This window comes from Corallococcus macrosporus (genome assembly GCF_017302985.1).
GTDB classification, from domain to species: Bacteria; Myxococcota; Myxococcia; order Myxococcales; family Myxococcaceae; genus Corallococcus; species Corallococcus macrosporus_A.
Map to the genome: position 1 here is coordinate 211,937 of NZ_JAFIMU010000007.1, position 14,138 is coordinate 226,074.

The following is a 14,138-nucleotide window of genomic DNA, read 5'->3' on the forward strand; positions in this document are numbered from 1 at the left end:
CGCCGTCAGCGGTGCTGGAGGAGGAAGCGGGCCTCGTCCCACACGAGCCCGTAGCGGCGCAGGAGGTCCTCGAGGCCCGCGCCCGCCGGGGGCGGATGGGCGATGGACTGGAAGCGGATCAACTGAAGCGTCCGGTCCGAGGCCGCGGAGACGAGGAGCGCTCCGTCCGGGGAGAACGCCAGGGCCGACAGGAAGCCCTGCTGCCCCGTGACGGTCCCCAGCGGCTCTCCGGAGGGCAGGCCCCAGACCTTCACCACCTCCTCCACGCCGGACGACGCCAGGAAGCGCCCGTCCGGTGACACGGCCAGGGCCAGCACGCCCACGGTGTGCGCATCCAGCGTCCGCAACAGCCGGCCCTCCTCCACGTCCCAGACGCGGATGGGCTGCCGCATGCCCGCCGTCACCAGGTGGGGCTCGGAGGGCGTGAAGGCCACGGCGCGCACGGGCTCGCCCATGTCGAGCCGCAGCAGGGCCTGACGGCGCTCCACGTCCCAGGTGCGCACCGTCTTGTCCGCGCCGCCGGACGCGAGCCTGCGCCCCGTGCTGTCGAAGGCCAGGGTCCAGACCTTGGCCGTATGTCCCTGGAGCAGCCCCACGGGCCGGCCGTCGGCCACGGACCAGAGCTGGATGTCCGGGTCCCCCGCCACCGCGACGAGCGTCCCATCCGGACTGAAGGCCACCGCGCGCACGGAGCCCTTCACCCCGGGCAGCTCCAGCAGCACGCGTCCCGAACGCGCCTCCAGCACCAACGCCTTGCCCTTCAGCGTGCCCACCACCAGGCGCTCGCGGTCCGGGCTCACCGCCAGGGACACCGCGGCCTCCGTGGCGCCAGACTCGGAGGCAGGCGTGCTCGTGTCCGCGAGGTGCCACCGCCGCCAGCCGTCCTCACCGCCTGAGATGAGCTCACGGTCCTGGGTGAACGCGACCGCCTCCACCCAGACGGAGTGCCCGCGCAGCAGCGCCTCCGCGGGGACCTCCGGCCGGCGCCACACGTCGAGGACTCCGTCCATCCCGCCCGAAGCGAACGTGCGTCCGTCCGGAGCCAGGGCCACGCTCATCACGGCGGCGGGGTGCGCATCCAGCCGCTCCAGCAGCGCGCCCCCGGGCCCCTCACTGAGCCGCACGCTCCCGTCCCACCCTCCCTGGACCAGGAGCTGGAACGCGCCGTCGATGGCGGCGACGGAGACGTTGCCGGAGTCGCGCAGCACGTCCACGAGCTGCCCCGACCGCGCATCCCAGAAGCGCACGGCGCGGTCGCCCGCCGCCGTCATGATGCGCTGTCCGTCCGAGGAGAACGCGCCCGCCTCCACCTTCTCCCCATGGCCCACGAGGCGGTGGACCTCCTTGCGCGACGTCAGGTCCCAGACCCGGGCGCTCCGGTCCGCGCTCGTCGACAGGAGCCGTCCGCCCTCCGGAGAGAAGGCGACGGCGATGACGTTGTCGTCATGTTCGAAGCGCAGCGTTTCAGCACCGGTCGCGACGTCCCAGACGCGGACCGCATTGTCCAGGCCACCGGAGGCCAGCCGCCCTCCGTCAGGAGAGAAGGCCAGCCCGAGCACCACGTCGGTGTGCCCCGGAATCACCGCGTGCTGCCGGCCCCGGCGCCAATCCCAGACACGGATCTCCCCGGGTCTGCCCGCGGAAGCCAGCCAGCGTCCGTCCGGGGAGAAGGCGACGGCGTGGACCTCGGCCGTGTGTCCCCGGAGCTCCGCCAGCAGCTCGCCGCGCTCCACGGCCCAGAGCCGCACGACGGAGTCGTAGTGCCCGGAGGCCAGCACCCGGCCATCCGGCGTGAACGCGAGGGCCAGCACCGAGCCCGTGATCCGCTGCGACCAGCGCAGCGTGGAGGCATGGTCCACCGCCCGGCCCAATCCCCACTGCGCCGCGAGCGAGTCCCGCGATGCGCGGGCCAGCGCGAACGACGCCGCCGCCACGCCCCACTGCCGTGACTCGGTGGCCGCCTTCCCCTGCGCCTCGTGGACGCGGGCGCGCAGGTCCCGCTCCGTCGCGGTGTCCGGCGCGTCGCCACCAGAGGGCCGGTGCGCCGAACAGGAAGCAAGCAACAGCGCGAGACACCACCACCGCATGGGGCTCCTCCCTCGGGCGTAGAGCCTCCGCGCCCTGGGCCCGGGACCGTACCCCGGAGCCGGGAGGAAGCCATGCCCGCGCCTACAGGCCCGTCGGATAGGTCTCCGGCGCTTCGCCGCGCTCCCAGCCGGCGGTGCGCTCCAGCGGTTCGAGCGCACGCGTCTCATCGATGTGCAACATCGCGTCGAACTGCTCGGGCAGCCGGGTGTGGAAGTAGTGGCTCATGCGCTCCGATTGGGGCCGGTAGATGACGCCGATGGCCCGCTGCAGGCGCCGCTCCCGGAGCGCTCCGGCGGCCTCGCCCAGCTCGCGGAGGTCCAGCAGGAAGCCCGGCATCCCGACCTGGTGGAAGAGGGACTCGTAGCTGCCCGGCAGCCCGTGGCGGACCTTCTTGCGCTCGGCGGATCCGCCCCAGTTGGAGGCCGCGGTGACGGTGCCCCGGTACGTGCTGAAGCCGATGAGCCGCGTCGCGCCCGGGTGCCGCTGGCGCGTCAGCTGTCCCAGGTTCACCTCGCCCGCGCCCCCCATCTCCGTCGCGCGGGCATCCCCGACATGGGAGTTGTGAGCCCAGACCACGACCCGCGCGTCGCCGGAGCGCCGCGACAGGAACGCCCGCAGCGTGTCCAGCGTGTCCGCCATGTGCGTGTCGCGCAGGTTCCAGGACGAGACGCGCCCATGGAACATGGACCGGTAGTACTCCTCCGCGTTCTGGACGACGCGCGCGTTCTGCTCCGCCTCGAACTGCGCGTCCTCCGCCGCGTGCCCGTCCCGGTGCAGCAGGGACTCGCGCTCCCGCTGAAGTTCTCGCAGTTGAGCAATGACCTGCCGCTCGCAGTCCGGTGACAGCCCCAGCGTGGTCGCGTGGCCGTAGTCCTGCGGATCCTCCCCGAAGTGCTCGAAGCACGCGTAGCGGTGCCGGGCGCGCCTGGCGGCCTCGGGATCCGCCCGGTCCAGGTACGTCAGCACCGCGCCCATGGAGGCATGGAGGCTGTAGAGGTCCAGCCCGTAGAACCCGACCTTCTCCCGCACCGGGAGCCGGTCGTTGTGCGTCCGCAGCCAGCCCGCGAAGTCCAGCACGTCCGCGTTGCGCCACATCCACGAGGGGAAGCGCTGGAAGTCGGCGAGCGACTCCACCGCGTCCACGTCCGTGCCCACCGCGCGCACGTAGCGGTTGATGCGGTACGCGTCCGGCCAGTCCGCCTCCACCGCGACGGCGCTGAAGCCCTTCTCCTCGATGAGCCGCCGCGTCAGCAGCGCGCGCAGCCGGTAGAACTCGTGCGTGCCGTGGGTCGCCTCCCCAATCAGCACGCACCGCGCGTCGCCCACCAGGTCCATCAGCGGATCCAGGTCTTCCCGCGTCCCCTGGAGCGGCCGCACGGTCTCCGCGATGGCTCGCACCAGCAGTGCGTCCTCTCGGGTCGCCATGGTGTCTCCTCCCCTTCTCTTCAAGGGTTGGGACGCGTCCGTGCGGATGGGAGTCAGCAGGCGGCCAGGCGGCGCGCAAGTCCCTGGGACTCCACGGGGACTCTCACCTTCAGAGAATCAAGCAACTCCGGGCCCCGAGGAGGCGATAACCCCTCACAAAGGACTCCCATGACCCAGATCAAATCCCCCACGGGCTTCGTGTCGTCGCTGAAGACCGCTCTGAAGACGGCCAGCACGGACGGCAAGGCAGTGGGCGCTCCGGCCCTGAAGAAGGCGCTCCAGGGTGCCGACGCCGGCAAGCTGAGCCCCCAGCAGAAGAACCAGGTGCGTGACGCCTTCGAGCAGGTGAAGTTGACCCCGAAGGCCCGCGAGATCGCGGACAGCTTCGTGAAGGCCAAGGACGCCAGCATCCTGAACCCGAACGACGACGTCATCGTGAAGATCATCGCGGACGACCCGGTCCGTGGCGGCGGCACCACGGAGGGCGGCCCCGGCCTCCAGTTCCCGGACGACGGCGTCATCGTGAAGATCGTCGCGGACGACCCCCTGCGTGGCGGCAACACGGAAGGCTCCAGCGTCAAGCCGCAGCACGGTGGCGGCATGGTGAAGGTCATGATGGATGACCCCACCCGTGGCTCGAAGCTGCCGGACTTCAAGCTGCCGGACGGGGGCCGCGTGAAGATCCGGATGGACGACCCCACCGGCGGGCTGAAGGTGCCGGACTTCAAGCCGCTGGATGGCGGCATCGTGAAGGTCAAGATGGACAGCCCGGTCTGAGCGACCGGCGGACGAAGTCACGGTCCCCATGACGTCCCGCAAGAAGGTCGTGGTCATCGGCTCGCGTTCGGATGACGCCACCCGCTTCGTCGCTGAAGCGGTGGAGCGTCGCCGCGCGCGAGCCGTCGTCCTGGAGACGGACCGGGTCCCGGACTCCGCCGCGTTGAGCTGGGAGGACGGCGACGTGCACTGGGACGGTGAATGTCTCAGCGACCTGCGCTCGTTCTACCTGAAGAACGTGCGGCTCTCGCTCCCGGTCCCCGAGGCCGAGGCCCTGTCCAGCCGCAACTTCCCGCGCTGGCAGGAGCAGTACCTGGCGGAGCGCGAGCGCCAGTCGTTCCTCCACTCCGTGCTGCGCTCGCTCCACCGGCGCGGCGGCTCGTTCGTCAACCCGCTGGAGGCGGTGGAGCTGCACTACCTGAAGCTGCAGCAGCTGGCCCTGCTGCGCCGTCACCGCATCCCCGTGCCCAGCAGCCTGGCCACCGCGTCGCCGGACGCGGTGCGCGAGTTCGTCGCGCGCCACGGCTCCGTCATCTACAAGCCGCTGGGCGGCGGCGCGATGGTGCGCAAGGTGGAGGAGTCGGACCTCACCGACGAACGGCTCCAACTGCTCGCCAACTGCCCCGTGCTGTTCCAGGAGCAGATCCCCGGCGACGAGTTCCGCGCCTACGTGCTCGACGGAGAGCCCGTGGCCGCCTTCCACATCCCCACGGACGGCGTGGTGGACGCGCGGCAGAACCTGCACCGGGTGAAGCCCGCCCGTCTGCCGAAGGAAGCCTGGGCGATGTGCCTCAAGGGAGCCAGGGCGCTGGGCATGGTCTTCACGGCGGTGGACCTGCGGCGCACGCCCGAGGGAGCCTTCGTGGCGCTTGAGTTCAACCCCACCCCCGCCATTTCCTTTTTCGATGATCCGCGCGACGGCAAAGTCATCACCCGGCTCGCCAGCTACCTCGTCTCCAAGGCCTGAGCGCCCGAGCGGGTTCTTCATCGCGGACTTCGCCGACAGCATCTTCGGCCCCGTCCGCCCTCCCAAACCGGAGGTGTTCCCGCCGTCCGCGGCCGCCTGGACGAGGCTCGCGTCCGCGTCAGAGTCCCTCCACGCCGCCATCCGCCACGAGTTCGCCGCAGGGGGCCGGGTGCTGCACGTCTGCCTCCGAGACGTCCTCTTCCCCGAGCGCGCCGAGGCAATGCACCAGGCCCTGCGCGACGCGAGCTTCGTGCGCCATCACCACGGCGCCTATGCCCTGCACATCGCGCCGTTGGATCAACAGGCGCCCTCCGCCCTGACGGACTTCTGCGCGTGGCTCAAGAGCGAGGACGGCGCGGCCTTCCACGCCGCGCTTGTGGGCTGGCCCGAGCCCCTGGAGACCCGCCAGGTGCAGGTGTCGCGCATGGAGGCAGGCGAGCACTTCCCGGAGCACCGGGACACGGACGAGGAAGGGCTCGCGGTCGTCTACAACTTCACGCGCCCCTGGGAGGACGGCTTCGGAGGCGTCCTGACCTTCCGGCATCCGGAAGCGGACGCGGACCTGATGCGCGTCCCCCCGCTCTTCAACTCGGTGTTCATCTTCCGAGCGAGGGGCGCCCCCCATCGGGTCACGGAGTGGACATCCGCGGCCCAGGGACACCAGCGCTACTCGGTCACGGCCTTCATCCTCGCGAAGCGTTGAGCGCGAGGGTCTACACTCGAGCGCATGTCCAACCATGACCTGGCGCTTCGCGGTCTTTCCCAGCCACGGCTCGCGGACCTGACGTCCGCCCTGAGAGGCCACGTCGAGCGAGGAGACCTGCCGGGCCTCGTCGCGCTGGTGGCGCGAGGGGACACCGTGCACGTGGACGCGCTGGGAACGCAGGGCCTCACCGAGGGTCCCCCCATGCGGCGGGACAGCCTCTTCCGCCTCGCGTCCATGGGCAAGCCCATCACGGCGGTGGCCACGCTGCTGCTCGTGGAGGAAGGAAAGCTGTCGCTCGATGCAGCCGTGGACCCATGGCTGCCGGAGCTGGCGAACCGCCGCGTCCTGCGCAGGCCCGACGGCCCGCTGGACGACACCGTTCCCGCGAAGCGAGCCATCACCGTGCGAGACCTGCTCACGCTGCGCTGGGGCCTGGGCGCGGTGATGGCGCCGCCCGGCACGCATCCCATCCAGCGGGCCATGGCCGAGGCCCGGGTGACGCCCGGCTTCAACGCCATCACGGATCCGCCCGACGAGTACCTGCGCCGGCTGGGCACGCTGCCGCTCCTGCATCAACCCGGAGAGCGGTGGGCCTATCACACGGGCTACGAGGTCCTGGGCGTGCTGGTCGCGCGAGCGTCGGGCATGCGCTTCGACGACTTCCTGCGCGAGCGGCTCTTCCTGCCGCTGGGCATGAGCGACACGGCGTTCGTCGTGCCCGAGGAGAAGCTCGACCGGCTCACGACGGCCTACGCGCGGGACCCGGCCACGGGCAGGCTGGAGGCCTGGGACACGCCCACGAACAGCCACTGGTCGCGGCCGCCCGCCTTCCTCTCGGGAGGGGGCCAGGGCGGGCTGGTGTCCACGGCGGATGACCTCCTGGCCTTCTGCCGGATGCTGCTGGGCGGCGGTCCCCGGGTGCTCTCCCGAGCAAGCCTCCAGCAAATGCTGACGGATCAGATTCCGGAGGCGCAGAAGGCCGCCTCCCCCTTCTACCCCGGCTTCTGGGATGCATCCGGGTGGGGCTTCGGAGGGTCGGTCACCACGAAGCCGGACGGCGTCTCCCCCACCGCCGGTCGCTACGGCTGGGCCGGCGGTTACGGCCCGATGTTCTTCATTGATCCCCAGCAGGGCCTGACAGCCCTTCTCCTGCTCCAGCGGAGGATGCAGGGCCCGGACGACGAGGCCCTGGCCATGGAGTTCTCCAGGGCAGCGTACCGGACGCTGGAGGACTGAGGCACGCGCCTCAGAGCGCCGGAGCGGGGGTCGCGCCGGGCTGGGCACTCGCGGTGGTGGACGGGGCACCGCTGCGCGCGGCGGCGTCCAGGTTCGCGAGTCCCCGCTCGAAGTCCTTGCCGATCATCGTGTCCATGTTCACGACGAGCGACATCACCTTGCCCATCAGGGTGTTCTCGCCCTCCATGCTCCAGCTCACGCGGGTGCCGCCGTTCTCGGGCGTGAGGGTGAAGACGGCCTGGTTGGTGGCTTCGAACGGCTTGAAGAACTCCAGCTTGAGGACGACGCGAGCATCGGGCTGGCTCTCCACGATGGTCATGCGGCCATCCCCGGACTTGCCGCCGCCGTAGGTGAAGCTGGCGCCGGGTCCTTCATCGGGCCCAGCGAAGGACTGGGTCACGCCGGGAGCGGGCTCGGAGCGGTACGGGTTCCACGTGTCGAACCGGCGCAGGTCGTTGATCAGCGCGAAGACAGTGGCCGGGGGCGCGGCCACGAGCGCGTTGCGCTCGATGCGGAAGCGGTCAGGCCGGGTGGCGACGAAGGCGCCCAGCGCGACGACGAGGATGAGGGCTGCGATAGCGAGCTTGATGGCCATGGAGGGCTCCCTGTTCGTGAGAAGGCAGCTCCCGGGGTGAGCGGGAGGGTTCATCTCCACGTCGAACGAGGCCCCCCGAAATCGACACGGCATTTCCGCCCCTATTTCCGGAGGCGGAGGTACCTCCCCGGAAAGGAGGTCACTTCCCTACGGGCCGGAGCACCTGGAGCCGGGCCTTGTCCAGCTTCGCGGCGACGCCCACGCTGCGCCCCGCGAGGTTCGCGACGACGTACTGCACGGAGCTGCCCAGCACCTGCGCGCTCTCCGAGAGCGTAAGCCCGTAATCCTGCTCCAGCCACTGCGTCAGTCCCTGCGTCGCGGAGCGCAGGGCGTCATCCAGCGAACCGCCCTGCCCCAGCGTCATGAGGTGCGTGGGTGACTCCACCCGGGGCGTCGAAGGTGGCGGCTTGCCGTGGAGAACATCCACGGAGAACTCGACGTCCATGGAGGTCTCCAGCGCGTACTGAGACGTCTCACCATCGCCCTGCGCGGCGTGTGCGTCCCCCAGGTACAGGAGTGCGCCGGGCTGCGCCACGGGCAGGTAGACGGTGTTGCCCTCCACGACCTCGTTGAAGTCCATGTTGCCGCCATAGCGGCCCGTGTCACCGGTGGACAGGGGCGCGGAGCCGAACCCAGGCGCCACCGCCAGGCCGCCGAGCATGGGCCGCAGCGGCACGGTGAAGGTCTTCAGCCGTTCCGTAGGAGTCTCCGGCGCCGCCACGCCTCGCTCCGGGTCGAGCTTCCACCGAACGGGCTTGCCCAGCTCCGTCGCCTTCGCGGCGAGGCCCGTCGTGAGCGCGCGGCCCACGATGCTGTCCAGGCTGTCCGCGAACGAGCGGTTCAGATTGAGGCGGCGGATGCGAACGGCCAGTGTGTCGCCCGGGTTCGCGGTGGCGATGAAGAACGGACCGGTCTGCGGGTTGCCGAAGAGAGCGCGGGTCACGCCCTTCGAGTCCATGCCACCAGAATCAAGCGTGGAGGTCCGCACCGTATCGCCCGGCCAGACCGTGAGCACCGGCGCGCGGTGCGCGGTGAACTCGTTGGACCACGAGGTGGGCGTGAAGTCGTGCACGCGAGGAGCCCCAGCGGGACGCAAAGGAAGCAAGCGAGCCGAGAAGGCATGCGGCACCCGCGCCTTTGGGTTGTTGCTGTCTGGGTAGTCCGCAGTGCCGCGAAGCGACTCGCCGTTCACCTTGCCATCGAAGACGTAGGTCTGTTGCCGCGAGTCCGTGACAACGAAGTGGACAGCGTTGCCCGTGCGCTCCCCTTTCAGGGCATCTCCATCCAGTTCCCCAGAAAGCCGCTTCCCGTCGCGCTCCAGTGTGAGCAGTTGATACGCGGGGTTGCCCCACAGGTCAGTCGTCACGAGCCACGACTCAGAGGCCGCAAGCGCACTGACCGGAAGACAGCAGCAGAGGAGAACGGAGAGGGAACGGAGCATGGGCCGAAGCAGTGTAGAGGAAGGCCCCCGTCACGCGAGGACCCGAAGCACCAGGCGCTGCCACATGAAGCACCAAAGATTCAAAGACGTAGACCCCTCAAGCTCAGGAGCAAGTCGCCAGTCCCCCCTCAATAGTCTCCGCGACCCAAGAATCTCCCCGAGAACACGCGCCGCATGGAGTCGGGAACGCGCCGGAACGGGAGCCGGAGAGGACGGTGAGTCCGCGGGCTCCTCAACCCTACCGGACTGTTGAACAGGTCTTGCCGCGCGGCCCCCGAGCCGAACTGTCTCAGTAGATGACGAGGGCAGTGGGCCCGCGCGTCCATGTCAGGCCCGCGTGGCCGGGAGCGCTTTGCGCAAACCTGTCCGACTGTCGGACAGGTTTTGGCCGCATGGTCCCCGGGGCCCAGTCGGCCTGGAAGGTGACGAGGACCGCAGGCCCGCGAGTCCATGTCAGACCCCGGTGGTTGGATGCGCGTGGCGTGGGTGAGGAGGAGGACGGTGATGGAACGGGTGGGACGCGTGGCGTACGTGGAGGAGCAGCTCGAGCGCTACATTTCGCTGGGGATGCTGCCGCGGGGGCAGTTCGCCTCGGAAGAGAAGCTGGCGGGTGAATTCAACTGCTGCCGGGGCACCGTGCGCGAGGCGTTCCGGCGACTGGCGGCGCGAGGCCTGGTGGTGCAGCACCCCGGGCGCAAGACGCGCGCGGTGGCGCTGGATGAATCGCTGACGCTGGAGAACCTGGGCCTTGCGCTGCATCACCGGCACACCGAGGAGGGCCGGCGGCTTTTTGAGGGCTTCTTCAGCCTCAAGCGGCAGGTGCTGGTGGAGCTGCTGGCCGACTGCTGCACGAAGGCCTCCGCGTCGCAGGTGGACCAGTTGGAGTCCGTCTGTTACGCGCTCTCGGACGCGGCGCGCTGGCACCCCGGAGAGCGCTGCGCGGAGCTGGAATTCGAATTGCTGCGGCTGGCGGCCCATGCGGCTGCGCGTCCCGGGCATCTGCTCCTCATCCAGTCACTGCAACGGGCCCTGCGAGGCAACGCGGCCCGGCTGCTGTCCTTCATGGGCGGAGAGTCGCTGCGCGAGTGGGCCCGCTGCGCGATGCACGCCCTCGGCGAGCGCGATGTGCGAACGCTCCAGCACCAGTTGCCGGCGCTGCTGAAGGCTTGCGATGAGGGCGTGCTGGACGCTTTTGCTCCTGCACCTCGGGAGGCTGCTCTGCCTGAGGAGCCCGATGCATCTTCGTCAGTCCCCTCTCAGGATGAAGCTTTGGAGGTGCTTGGCATCAATGCCTCCGTTTCAGTGACTGAGCAGGACAATGCATTGGATGTACGACGGGGTGTTGCGGCCTGTGACCTCGATGTCTCCGCGTCAGCCCCTCAGCAGGACAAAGCACTGGCGGAGCGTGGCGTCAGCCTTTGCCGCTGCGTGGGGGACGACGGCCTCGACCACCTCGCGGCAGTTGCTGAGGTCGCCAAGGAACTCAGGGTGGAGATTGACAACGAGGTGCTGCTCTCCTGCGAGGAGGACGTGACGGGAGAGATCTTGGGCAACCTCTCCGCGGACGAACCTGATTGACGGAGTGAATGCAGGGCGGACCGGTTTGGGCCCGGTGGGCTCCTCATTCCTACGATTGAAGCTGTGGCTTCTCCTTTAGCGCAGCCGCTGGCCGAAGGCCTTCAGGCGGTCTCGGGCCTTCAACAGCTTCTCTCGGGGAATGGAGAACACTGCGCGTACGCGCTCCGGGTCTCCGCACCATGCGCCTCCGTTGAGCACGACGTGGGTGTGCTCGTAGACGACGCGCGGCAGGTTCTCCGGCGTGAGCTTCACGCCATCCATTGAGCGTCCCAGCCACGCCGTCATCGGCGGCGCGAGGAAGAGGCCTCCCGCTTCGGTGGCCTCCGCTCGGCCGTCGTCGGGCAGCGCCTCCGCCAGCAGTGCTCGCTTCTCCGCGAGGTCGCGCCGCATCCGGGCCAGGTAGTTCCTCAGTGCCTTGTGCCTCGCGGCGTAGAGCAGCTGTCCATCCGGTCCCCGTGCGTGCGCTGCGTACAGGTATGCCGCCGCTCGCGCGGTGGGCGTGTGCAGCACGCCTGGAGCGCTGTCGCGCAGCGCCGCCACCAGCGCCCGGTCTTTCGTGGCCACCCAGCCCACTCGCAGGCCTCCGGCCGCGAACTCCTTGGACAGTCCTCCCAGGAGCACCGTCCTCGCGCCGATGCCTGGCACCGCGCCCTCCAACGTCACCGGGCTGTGCACCGTCTCCGCCGTGGGATTGGTGAGGTTCACCAGACCGAAAATTTCATCCGAGATCCAGAGGCAGCGCTGCTCCACCACGAACGTCGCCAGCGCCATCAACTCCTCATGCGACAGGTAGTGGCCCGTGGGGTTCGCTGGCTGGGACAGCACCACCGCGTCAGGCGTGCCGCCTCGCGCCCGGCGGGACAGCAGCGTGCCCAGCGGTCCGGACTCCACCTCGCACCCCGCGGCGAGGAACGTAGGCGCGAGCACTCCGTAGCAGGGCGTCACCAGGAACACTCTCGGTCCCCGGCCCAGCCGATGGCGCAGCGCCACTCCCAGGTGGTGCATCAGTGGCCAGACTCCCGGGGCCACGACGACGTCCTCGGGGGCATAACGGGCCCCTCGCGTCTCCAGAAGGAAGGCCGCCACGGCCTCCGCCAGCCCCGTCTGCGTTCCGTCCGCTCGCGGCGCGACTCCCGCCGCGATGAGCCCTTCCACCAGCGGCAGTGGCAGCGGACCCTCGTTCTCGCCGTAGTCCAGGCGCACGAGCTGAGGGTCGTCATCGCGGAAGAACTTCGGCGCGAACGCGGGCAGCTCCCCCAACTGCTTGATGCGCCTGGAGCGGGGCAGCGGTACTTCCGGCACCCGGTGCGGCGAGGGCGGCTCCGGCTCCGCGAAGGCCATGCGGAAGGCGAGCAGCTCCGAGAAGGTGCGCTCGTAGAACCACTCCGCCAGGACGCTGATGCGCGAGTACGTCACCTCCGCGGCCACCTCCAGGTCCGCTCGCAGCGGCTCCGGCACGGGGAGCAGCAGCGTCAGCTCCAGGTCCGGCCATACCGCGTTCTTGATGAGGCCGTACAGGATGACCAGGTTGGGCGCGTGCTGCGTGCGCGCGAGGAACTCGAAGAGGGTGCGCGGCTCCACCTCGCCGGTGATGTTGAAGAAGGCGCTCTCGTCCAGCACCACCCAGATGCCCCGCCGCGCGGCTTCGGCAACGATGTCTCTCAGCACCGCCAGGTTGGTGCGCTCGCCCGGCTCCACCGTCAGGAGCACCGCCTTCACGTCGAAGGCGGTGAGCAGGCGGCGGATCTCCCCCAGTGTGTTGTGCGTCACGGTGGCGCGCACGCCTGCCTTGTCCAGCGCTCGCGCATAGAGCGGGTGCAGGCTGCGCGACACCAGCACCGTGTCCCCGGGGTCACACGTGGCGAGCAGCAGCGAATAGACGGCCTGCTCCCGCTCCGGCGCGACGAACAGCGAGTCCTCCGACAACCTCAGGCCGAAGTGCCGGTCCAGGTAGCGGGCCACCAGCCGCCGGAAGGACGCGTCCCCGGCCTCGTGCGCGTAGGGCAGGAAGGGCGCCTGTGACAGGCGCTCCGCGAGCGCCGTGACGAAGCCCAGCTGCTCCGCGGACGCCGCCCCCAGGTCCAGCTCCTCCTGGAGCGGCGCGATGCCCAGGGAGCGCAGCGCGGCGCGCAGGGCCAGCGTCTCCCGGGGCAGCGACAGGTGGGCCTCCCACACCGCCACCTCGTGCCAGATGGGATGGCCCGCCTGGAGCCAGCCCAGCGCCGTCGCCGCGCGCAGGGGCTCCGGGCTGTGGGCCTCCATGAAGAACTCGAACTCCCGCCCGGTGCGCTGCTCCAGCGACACCAGGGGCCGGATGTCCGTGTCCGCCGCCTGCATCACCCGCCGCGCCACGCGCACCCGGGTGGTGAAGCCGCGCCGGGTGAACATGCGCGCGATGATGGCCCGCCCCGGACGGCCCGCCAGGTTCAGGAGCAGCCGGCCTCCGGCCAGGAGCCGCTCGGGGGCCTCGTCCAGCAGCCTCGCGATGAGCCCCAGGCCGAAGTGGTCCTCGTAGACGTTCTGCAGCGAGGTGTAGTTGGACAGGTCCAGCAACGCCTGCTCATCCGCCTGCGCCAGCTCCGCGGGCAGCTCGTCACCGCGCAGCACCTGGGGGATGCACCCCACGATGAAGTCCCACGCGGGCGCCTGCGGCAGGCCTCGCAGCAGGTCGCTCTCCCCGAAGGACAGCCGCGACACCAGCTGTTCATCTCCGTTGAGCCACGCGTTGCACAGCCCCACCGCCGGAGCCTGTGGGTTCAGGTCCAGCCCCTGGATGCGCTTGAGCCCCGTGAACTTCGCCAGCGCGATGCAGATCCACCCGGAGCCGGAGCCCACCTCCACCAGCTGCTTGCCGGCGTACTCGTCCAGCGGAACCTTCAGCAGGCCCTCCAGGAACGTGAACGCCCACGCCTCCGGCGCGAAGATGGATGGCGGAATCAGCAGCTCCAGCCGCTCCTGGGACGCGCCCACCGCCACCACCACCGACGCCAGCCTCAGCGGCGCGCCCTCCGGCTTGTCCCTCGCCAGCTCCGCCAGCTCGCGCAGCTCCGCCAGCGCCCGAGGACGCTCGTCCGGCCGGGCCAGCGCCTCGGAAAGCGTACGCAACTGGACAAAGGCTTCACGGGGAGACGCGGGGTAGGTGGCCATGGCGCGCCCGACTGTCCGGGCCCGCCCCTCCCCTGTCAACGACAGCCTTTCACCTCAGCCTGACGCATCGCAGTACGGATTTACAGATTGTCATTCCCAGTTTACATGGGAAATCTTGAGTCAAACGTCAGTATGCAGCGTGCCCACCGGGCGTCCCCTCTCGTCCGGTGAGGACGCC

Annotated in this window: 10 protein-coding genes; 5 read left to right on the forward strand and 5 right to left on the reverse strand. The window is 70.0% G+C overall.

Going from position 1 to position 14,138, the window contains the following annotated elements:
• Window positions 1-5: 5 nt before the first annotated feature.
• Together JYK02_RS13195 and JYK02_RS13200 are read right to left on the reverse strand one after the other, a co-directional pair.
• Window positions 6-2,087 carry a WD40 repeat domain-containing protein gene (locus tag JYK02_RS13195; RefSeq protein WP_207051284.1) on the reverse strand — a complete coding sequence of 694 codons (2,082 nt, stop codon included), beginning with the start codon at window positions 2,085-2,087 and terminating at the stop codon, window positions 6-8.
• An 82-nt stretch (window positions 2,088-2,169) separates the two neighbouring features.
• The gene (locus JYK02_RS13200) at window positions 2,170-3,513 is read right to left on the reverse strand and encodes an erythromycin esterase family protein (protein ID WP_207051285.1); all 1,344 of its coding nucleotides are present in this window, start codon (window positions 3,511-3,513) and stop codon (window positions 2,170-2,172) included.
• Between the two features lie 168 nt (window positions 3,514-3,681).
• Here JYK02_RS13200 and JYK02_RS13205 point away from each other — a divergent pair, with 168 nt between their 5' ends.
• The 4 genes from JYK02_RS13205 (at window position 3,682) to JYK02_RS13220 (ending at window position 7,199) form a co-directional block, all read left to right on the forward strand.
• Window positions 3,682-4,290, forward strand: a complete 609-nt coding sequence (locus JYK02_RS13205) for a hypothetical protein (RefSeq protein ID WP_207051286.1) — start codon at window positions 3,682-3,684, stop codon at window positions 4,288-4,290.
• Between the two features lie 28 nt (window positions 4,291-4,318).
• Window positions 4,319-5,257 (forward strand): ATP-grasp domain-containing protein, encoded by a 939-nt coding sequence (locus JYK02_RS13210; protein WP_207051287.1) that lies wholly within the window; start codon window positions 4,319-4,321, stop codon window positions 5,255-5,257.
• A gap of 169 nt (window positions 5,258-5,426) precedes the next feature.
• Window positions 5,427-5,960, forward strand: a complete 534-nt coding sequence (locus JYK02_RS13215; protein WP_347402482.1) for a 2OG-Fe(II) oxygenase — start codon at window positions 5,427-5,429, stop codon at window positions 5,958-5,960.
• A gap of 24 nt (window positions 5,961-5,984) precedes the next feature.
• A complete protein-coding gene (locus JYK02_RS13220) occupies window positions 5,985-7,199 on the forward strand; it encodes a serine hydrolase domain-containing protein (protein ID WP_207051289.1) in 1,215 nt (404 codons plus the stop codon).
• A gap of 10 nt (window positions 7,200-7,209) precedes the next feature.
• Here JYK02_RS13220 and JYK02_RS13225 read toward each other — a convergent pair whose 3' ends face one another.
• The gene (locus tag JYK02_RS13225) at window positions 7,210-7,794 is read right to left on the reverse strand and encodes an SRPBCC family protein (RefSeq protein ID WP_207051290.1); all 585 of its coding nucleotides are present in this window, start codon (window positions 7,792-7,794) and stop codon (window positions 7,210-7,212) included.
• A 139-nt stretch (window positions 7,795-7,933) separates the two neighbouring features.
• A complete protein-coding gene (locus JYK02_RS13230; RefSeq protein ID WP_347402483.1) occupies window positions 7,934-9,160 on the reverse strand; it encodes an acetamidase/formamidase family protein in 1,227 nt (408 codons plus the stop codon).
• A gap of 579 nt (window positions 9,161-9,739) precedes the next feature.
• Between JYK02_RS13230 and JYK02_RS13235 the strand changes: the two genes are divergently transcribed.
• On the forward strand, window positions 9,740-10,813 hold the full coding sequence (locus tag JYK02_RS13235; protein WP_207051292.1) for a FadR/GntR family transcriptional regulator: 1,074 nt from the start codon (window positions 9,740-9,742) through the stop codon (window positions 10,811-10,813).
• A gap of 75 nt (window positions 10,814-10,888) precedes the next feature.
• Here JYK02_RS13235 and JYK02_RS13240 read toward each other — a convergent pair whose 3' ends face one another.
• On the reverse strand, window positions 10,889-13,960 hold the full coding sequence (locus JYK02_RS13240; RefSeq protein WP_207051293.1) for an aminotransferase class I/II-fold pyridoxal phosphate-dependent enzyme: 3,072 nt from the start codon (window positions 13,958-13,960) through the stop codon (window positions 10,889-10,891).
• Between the last annotated feature and the right edge of the window lie 178 nt (window positions 13,961-14,138).